Source organism: Desulfotomaculum copahuensis, from assembly GCF_001655685.1.
Taxonomy (GTDB): Bacteria; Bacillota; Desulfotomaculia; order Desulfotomaculales; family Desulfovirgulaceae; genus Desulfotomaculum_G; species Desulfotomaculum_G copahuensis.
The window spans coordinates 67,259-73,444 of record NZ_LYVF01000106.1; the positions used below are offsets into that span (position 1 = coordinate 67,259).

The following is a 6,186-nucleotide window of genomic DNA, read 5'->3' on the forward strand; positions in this document are numbered from 1 at the left end:
AAAGGGGAGTTGTAATGTCCGCCGGACCGGATAGAGCAGATGCCCCCCCGGGGACCGGGACTGAAAACGCCGTTCCGCAGTGTACGGCTACCAATAGAAAACAATCCGGACCGCAACCGCCGGGCGGGCATGTGCCCTGGGCATCCGTGCTCATGCTGGTGCTGGGGGCATTCATTGCCATTCTGGACACCAGTATTGTAAATGTGGCCCTGCCCAAGATGATGGCTATTTTCGGTGTGGGGGCGGATAAAATCCAGTGGGTGCTTACCGGTTACCTGCTTACCTCCGGTGTGGTAGTGCCGGTGACCGGTTACCTGGGGGACCGGATGGGGTTTAAGCGGGTTTATATCATTGCCGTGGCCATTTTCACCGCGGGCTCGGTTATGTGCAGCCTGGCCTGGAACGAAAACGCGCTGATTACGGCGCGGGTGGTTCAGGCCATCGGCGGCGGTGCGATCATGCCCGTGAGCATGGCTATGACCTACCGCATTGTGCCCAGGGAAAAAATCGGTCTGGCCCTGGGCGTCTGGGGCATCGCCATCAGCATGGCCCCGGCCGTCGGGCCGACCCTGGGCGGTTATCTGGTGGATAGCTTCAACTGGCAGATGATCTTTACCATTAATATTCCGATTGGCATTTTTACCGTCTTGCTTTCCGGTGTTTTTTTGCCGTCAACACCCCTCCGCAGTGACCTGCGTTTTGACCTGCCCGGGTTTATTCTTTGCACCGGCGGGTGTTTTGCCATTTTGCTGGCTTTGAGCGAGGGGCAGGATAAGGGCTGGGCTTCGCAATATATCGTCACCCTGCTTACCACGGGCGTTTTTGCTTTGATCCTGTGCGCCCTTTGGGAACTGGTCTGCCCGCACCCCATGCTTGATGTGCGGCTGATGCGCAACCCCGCCTTCGCCGCCAGCATTTTTACCACTGGGATTATTACAATTGGTCTTTATTCCGCGATTTTTTTGATTCCTATTTACGCACAGAACCTGCTCGGTTACACTCCCATACAAACCGGTTTTTTGATGATGCCCATGGCCCTGACCATGGGCACACTGATGCCTGTCAGTGGACGGCTTTTTGACCGCCTGGGGGCGGTGCCCCTGTCCCTGGCCGGTTCGTTGGTGCTTATCTACGCCACTTATTTATTGCATAACCTGTCTTTGGAAACTTCCTACCATCAGTTACAGCTTTTGCTGGTGTTGCGCGCAACCGGGATTGGTTTGTGCATGATGCCCCTGAATACGGCCGGCATGAACGCCGTGCCGCGGCAACTGGTCGGTCGCGCTTCGGCCATGAACAACCTGGTCCGGCAGATCTCCGCCTCGCTGGGTCTGGCCTACCTTACCTACATTATGCTGGAAAGGCGGGCGGAACACGCCGTCCGGTTGGCCGGTAGCGTAACGTGGTCTTCGCCGGGAGCGGTGCATTTCCTGCACCGGCTGCAAGCACACTTCAGCGGCAGCCTGCCCGGTGAGGACGGCCGGCGTGCCGTGCTGGCGGTGATCAGCGGTCTGGCACAGCGTCAGGCCATGATGCAGGGTATTGGAGATGCTTTTTTGGTCACAGCGATAATCCTGGCTTTCAATTTACCTCCACTCTTTTTCTTGAGCAAGCGCCGGATGGAGGCCGCCCTGCAAGCCGAACGCAAGCGTCTGGCCGGTGCTTGCACCGGTTCGGAAAAGAGTATGGCAGCCGGAACCGCGGCAGATGCGTGAGGGCTGAAGGGAGGAGGAAGCAGTATGGGCACGGATAATGGGGAACAAAACAGTTTTGGCGGTTTTTTGCCGGTTGGTCCGGTTCGGGACAATGACAGCGTGCATGTATGGCCTTTCCGGCTCGATCGTCCGGCGCTATTTGTGGACAAGTTGAAGCATTTTCTTTCTCCGGATGAGCTGGCGAGAGCCGGCAGAATTTATTTTGAACGGGACAGAAGGCGTTTTATTGTCAGCCGCGGATTGCTCAGAGTACTCCTCGGACGTTATCTGGATACCGCACCGGACAGGCTGCGTTTTGGTTATGGTGCCTGCCGGAAGCCCGCGCTGGCGGAAATGCCCGGCGGGTGTGCGCTGCATTTTAACCTGTCCCGTACCCGCGGAATGGTTGTTTATGCCGTGACACGCCGGGGTGAGATTGGCGTGGATTTGGAATACGTCCGCCCCGTTTCCGGGGCGGCGCGGATCGCCGGCCGGTATTTCGCCGGTGCGGAAAAAAAACGGATGCAAATGCTTCCTGAAGACAAGCGGAAGGAGGCTTTTTTCCGGCTTTGGACCTGTCTGGAGGCCTATCTCAAGGCGACCGGGGCGGGCTTGAGCTGTCTCCCGGGTCGCTTCGGTATCAGCCGTGCGCCCGGCGAAGCAGCCAGGCCGCTGGTTTATATAGACGGGAAGGCGACGGAAGCAGCGGGCTGGTTCTTATATGAATTCAGCCCGGCGACGGGCTATATTGCCGCGGTATGTGCCGCCGGTTCCGGTTCCGCCGGCGGTGCGCCGTTAATCATGCCGCTTTTATGAACGGGTTAAAACCTAAAAACGAAGATTCCGGGCGAAGTCCGGAATCTTTTTGTTATAACACACTATACATAAATGACCCCGGCCAATTACTTGTTTTCTTTAACGGCGCTTTTCATGGTGTTGGGAACTTTAATCACATAGAAAGAAAACCGGCTGTTTTGATCCGCTACCAGGCTATGGGGTACTTGAGCCGGACTGATAATAATGTCACCGGCTTCTGCGATTTGATTGTCTTCACCAATAATGACTGTACCCTTGCCTTCTATAACTTGAAAAAGAACATCAACCGGGGTCTTGTGAGAAGGAACTTTTTCGCCCGGCTCTAAAATCAGGTTGATAATACCTATATCCGGTAAATCCACTACCTGTTTCCCCTTGATCCCCCATCCGGTTTGCATAACCGGCAGGTCTGCTACTTTAATGATATCCATACCGGCGCACCTCCTGATATTTGCTGGAAATAGTATACTTCAGCAGGATTTAAATAACAAGGGATCATTAAAGTTAAATCATCCAAAACTCGATCATAGCCGGAGCATAATTGATGTGCCCGGTGGTGGACGAGTTGTTGCGGGAACGGTTTAGAGTTCAGCTTTCCAAGTTTAACAGCTCCTTAAAATCCGTCCCGGCAAACGGCGGTTTTGCCCCTGAGCAGGGCAATAATCAGCAAAATGGTGGGGATGAACAATTCAGCGCTGAAGGCATAGGAGATAAAGGGGCCGGTTAAAAAGAGAATCATGAGAGTACTGTTTTCGAAAAGGCTCAAGGATAGAACAATGGTGAGAATGCTCAACGGGATAATCATGGGGCGGTCCTGTTTCAAGTTTAGTAACTGGGTGGCCGCGATTACAGTGACATAAAGAAAAATACCCACTTTGCCGAACATGCCGAAAAGCCAGATAATGATCCAGACGGCGTCCATGCGGGTGAAAAATTGGCCGATCCCGGCCAGTCGGACCATCTCGAAGGTGGGATAATTGATCCGGGCCGTGGTCACGCCGAAAATGGCGGTGCTGGCCAGGGCGTCGAGCAAAAGAATGAAACCAACCAGTGCAGCGGCAAGCATGGCGTCGCTTCGCCCCCGGCCGGGGCGGGCCAGATAGGGCAGGAACATGGCCAGGACGATGAATTCACCCCGCCAGGCGGAAGGGTCCAGGCTGGCCAACAGTACCGGTCTGATGCCGTGTTCCAGGACGGGAAACAGATGGGTAAATTGCATGTGTCCGTACACCAGGATGAGCATCAGGCCGAAAAGAGTGAGGATGAAGGGATAGAACAATTCCGTCACCCGGGCGATTACTTCCAGTCCCTGGCTGACGGCGTAGGCGCAGACGGTAACCATAAAAATCGAAAAAACCACCTGGGGGGTACGGGGCAGGATGACCGAGGCGATCAGTTCTCCCAATTCGCGCACAATGATAGCGTTGGTGATTAAAAAAAAAATACGTAATACAGGCCGACGGCCTTTCCGAACAGGCTACCCAGGATCCATTCCAGGTACTGGATCAGAGTCTGGCCGGGAAAAAGGCGCCCAAGCGCACCAACCAGAAATGCTAAATAAAGCCCCGGGATGGTGGCCAGAATAGGGGTCAGCCATGAATCCCGGCCGGCAATAGCGGCGGTGAAGCCGGGAAGTAAGACTATTGCCGTGGCGCCGACCACGTTGACAAGCAAAAAGATGGTTTGCAGATCGGAAATTTTGCCTGGTTCTTCATACATGGTGGCCACCTCGGCGGTCCGGCTTGAAATGGCTGAAAGCAAATAGACACCAATATATTTTAACTTCGTCTGCTTTAAATATACATCAGCCCGGTTTTTCACCGCCAGGCATAACCATCAACCATTATGCACCGGTATGGAGTGTGACCTGCAAAGTTCGAATTGCCGGGGATAGTTCACTGGGTGGCGGGCTGCACTGCACTGCCGGCACCGTAACGCTTGAAAAACCAGAAGGTGAGAAAAGGGCCGGGAAAGGCGATGCCAAGGCTGTTTGGAAATCAAAATAATATACGCGCATGTACTGCCCGGAATGCAGGAAAGCGCGGCGAAAAAGATCAATTCCATCCTTGAAGACGGGCCGGAAACCCTGGAAACGAAATCTTTCCAGGGGCGGAAAACCACCCAAAAGGCATGAAAAAAGGCCCGTAGGCAAATGGTGGGCAAAAAGTAATTTTACGGCCTCACCAAACCCCGCAAGCCTTGATTTTCCTGGTGGAGACAGGGGGGCTCGAACCCCCGACCTCTAGAGTGCGATTTTAAAGTGAGGCGTTTTACCTGTTCCCTTCTAGTGTTAAAAAGCCTTATTTTACAAGGGTTTTAGGCAATCAATTTAAAGCTTGTTCCCTGCTCATATTACCTTTTTCCTTCTGCTTTGCAGTAAAAATTGCAGTAAAAATTCTTGGGGAGGTTATAAACATATGTATAAGAAATCAGCTGATTACCTTCAACGGCTTATGGACCTGATGGAGCAGAAATCAAACGAAGCTGGAGTCGATAAGGATGCCTTCCTTCGAGGGGCGTATAGGCAAATACTGACCAGCGCCATCGAACAACTCAACCAAGGCCGGCTGCCCGGAGTGTTCTTCGGAGGTGATCGGTAATGGGAATAGTAACTACCATTGTGATAAGTGAGGATGAGGATAAATATAGCTGCCAGGTGATACCCGCAGATATGGATAAAGATGAACTAGTTGAAATACTATGTCAGATGGTTGACGGGATAATCGCAATGACTAAAAAGCCTAAATTAGTACTGGTTAAGTAAAGCCATTGAGGGCAACCGGTTAATACAGCAAAACGGCGTAATTTGAAGCTCGCTGAAAATAAACGCGGACTAAATAACGAATAGATGTTTGGTATGTAAAATCCGGTATATAATAGAGGGGTAATTTTTATTTTGCCCATGAATAGACCGGTTAATACAGCAAATCGGCGTAATTTGAAGCTAGGTCGAGCAGGTCCAAGGGTATAAATTCACCATAAGGACGCTCATGGTTAAATACGGCCTAATATGGCCGTATTTGCTTTAGAGGGTAAAACCGAATAATATATAGAAGGGGTAATTTTTATTTTGCCCATGAATAAACCACAAAGGCGCTCATGGTTAAAAATGGCCCAATATGGCACAGAATATTTGTTCCCCGTACGAAATCCGGTATATAATAGAAGGGGTAATTTTTATTTTGCCCATGAATAGACCACAAAAGGCGCTCATGGTTAAATACGGCCTAATATGGCACCGAGCAACTGTTTGCTATCCAAAACCGAATAATATATAGAAGGGGTAATTTTTATTTTGCCCATGAATAAACCACAAAAGGCGCTCATGGTTAAAAATGGCCTAATATGGCACCGAGCAACTGTTTGCTATCCAAAAGCAAGTAATAGTTAGAAGGGGTAATTTTTTTTTGCCTATATTGCTCATGAATAGAGGTGAGATAAATGGCATTATTAAATGTGAAGGAGCTAACGGGTTACTTAAAAGTATCTGAGCGGACAATTTTCCAATGGCGTAAGGAAGGGCTGCCGTGTATCAAGTTCCAGGGTAGAAGAATAGTGCGATACGACATGGACGAAGTGATGAAATGGCTGGATAACAGAAAGGTGGTTAATTAATAATGGAAAAAGGAATAGTTTACAGGCTATTCAAGCCGTTTGGGCAAGGTATCGTCAAAGT

General features: G+C 51.1%; 7 protein-coding genes and 1 pseudogene. 6 read left to right on the forward strand and 2 right to left on the reverse strand.

Going from position 1 to position 6,186, the window contains the following annotated elements; all coding sequences use genetic code 11:
- Positions 1-131 precede the first annotated feature (131 nt).
- Entirely contained in the window at positions 132-1,715 is a 1,584-nt protein-coding gene (locus tag A6M21_RS07460; protein ID WP_066667490.1) for a DHA2 family efflux MFS transporter permease subunit, read from the forward strand.
- A 24-nt stretch (positions 1,716-1,739) separates the two neighbouring features.
- A complete protein-coding gene (locus A6M21_RS07465) occupies positions 1,740-2,510 on the forward strand; it encodes a 4'-phosphopantetheinyl transferase family protein (protein ID WP_078060485.1) in 771 nt (256 codons plus the stop codon).
- A gap of 86 nt (positions 2,511-2,596) precedes the next feature.
- On the opposite strand, the gene A6M21_RS07470 is transcribed toward A6M21_RS07465, so the two are convergent.
- Both A6M21_RS07470 and A6M21_RS07475 read right to left on the reverse strand, forming a co-directional pair.
- Entirely contained in the window at positions 2,597-2,941 is a 345-nt protein-coding gene (locus A6M21_RS07470; RefSeq protein WP_066667480.1) for a cupin domain-containing protein, read from the reverse strand.
- A gap of 182 nt (positions 2,942-3,123) precedes the next feature.
- Positions 3,124-4,229 (reverse strand): annotated as a pseudogene (locus tag A6M21_RS07475) (GerAB/ArcD/ProY family transporter).
- A gap of 23 nt (positions 4,230-4,252) precedes the next feature.
- Here A6M21_RS07475 and A6M21_RS18360 point away from each other — a divergent pair.
- The 4 genes from A6M21_RS18360 (at position 4,253) to A6M21_RS19450 (ending at position 6,125) form a co-directional block, all read left to right on the forward strand.
- A complete protein-coding gene (locus A6M21_RS18360; protein WP_151191846.1) occupies positions 4,253-4,516 on the forward strand; it encodes a hypothetical protein in 264 nt (87 codons plus the stop codon).
- 411 nt (positions 4,517-4,927) lie between these two features.
- Entirely contained in the window at positions 4,928-5,110 is a 183-nt protein-coding gene (locus tag A6M21_RS07485; protein WP_066667483.1) for a hypothetical protein, read from the forward strand.
- Complete coding sequence (locus tag A6M21_RS18730) at positions 5,110-5,274, forward strand: hypothetical protein (protein WP_161486028.1); 165 nt, start codon at positions 5,110-5,112, stop codon at positions 5,272-5,274. Before A6M21_RS07485 ends, A6M21_RS18730 begins: the two co-directional genes overlap by 1 nt.
- Positions 5,275-5,951: 677 nt before the next feature.
- Entirely contained in the window at positions 5,952-6,125 is a 174-nt protein-coding gene (locus A6M21_RS19450) for a helix-turn-helix transcriptional regulator (protein ID WP_078060487.1), read from the forward strand.
- Positions 6,126-6,186: the final 61 nt, after the last annotated feature.